Source organism: Pseudomonas sp. S3(2024) (assembly GCF_036861315.1).
GTDB classification, from domain to species: Bacteria; Pseudomonadota; Gammaproteobacteria; order Pseudomonadales; family Pseudomonadaceae; genus Aquipseudomonas; species Aquipseudomonas putida_A.
This window is the reverse complement of the sequence record NZ_JAZAQQ010000030.1, coordinates 1-836: the sequence shown is the minus strand read 5'-3', so window position 1 is coordinate 836 and position 836 is coordinate 1. Positions and strand designations below refer to the sequence as shown.

General features: G+C 64.0%; 2 pseudogenes. Both read right to left on the bottom strand.

Features of this window, described 5'->3' with window-relative positions:
* A pseudogene (locus VLA07_RS27320) lies at window positions 1–439 on the bottom strand (RHS repeat protein); the annotation flags it as partial.
* 20 nt (window positions 440–459) lie between these two features.
* Window positions 460–836: pseudogene (locus VLA07_RS27315) on the bottom strand (hypothetical protein); the annotation flags it as partial.

Genomic DNA, 836 nt, shown 5'->3' with positions numbered 1-836 from the left:
CGATCAGGCGGTGCTGGCAGTCGTAGCGGTATTCGGTGACGAGTTGCTGGTCGCGGCCACGGCGTTCGCGGATCAGGTTGCCGAAGGCGTCGTAGTCGTAATGCCGGTCGCCCTGCATCAGCAGGCGGTTGCCCTTGATCCGGGTGGGGCCGGGACGATCCTGCATCAGCAGGTTGCCGGCCGGGTCGTGGGCGAAGGATTCCGGCAGTTCGTCGCGCGAGTGGCGCACGCGGATCAAGCGGTCGAGGGCGTCGTAGCCGTAGGTGCGCTGGCCATGGCGGCTGTCGGCGATGTGCTCGAGGTTGCCGTTGGCGCTGTAGGCATAATCCCGGCGATACAGCGAGTCGTGCTGATGGCCTACAGCGTGGGCGAGTAAACGGCCCTGATCGTCGTAGGCATAATCGCTGAGCAGCAGGCCTTGTTGGCGTTGTTGCNGGCGATGTGCTCGAGGTTGCCGTTGGCGCTGTAGGCATAATCCCGGCGATACAGCGAGTCGTGCTGATGGCCTACAGCGTGGGCGAGTAAACGGCCCTGATCGTCGTAGGCATAATCGCTGAGCAGCAGGCCTTGTTGGCGTTGTTGCTCGCGACCGGACTGGTAGACGTGACTGGTCAGCCGCGTGCCATTGAGGTCGATGGCGGTCAGCGCGCCGCCCTTGGCGTAGTGATAGTCGAGCTTGCTGTTGTCCGGCAGACGCTGGCGCTTGAGCTGGCCGCAGGCGTCGTAGACATAACGCAGGGTGCCCCAGCCCTGATGCTCGGTGATCAGCCGGTCCTGCCGGTCATATTCAAAGGCCAGCGGATGTTGCTGGCCGTCATCAACCCCGGTCAAACGGC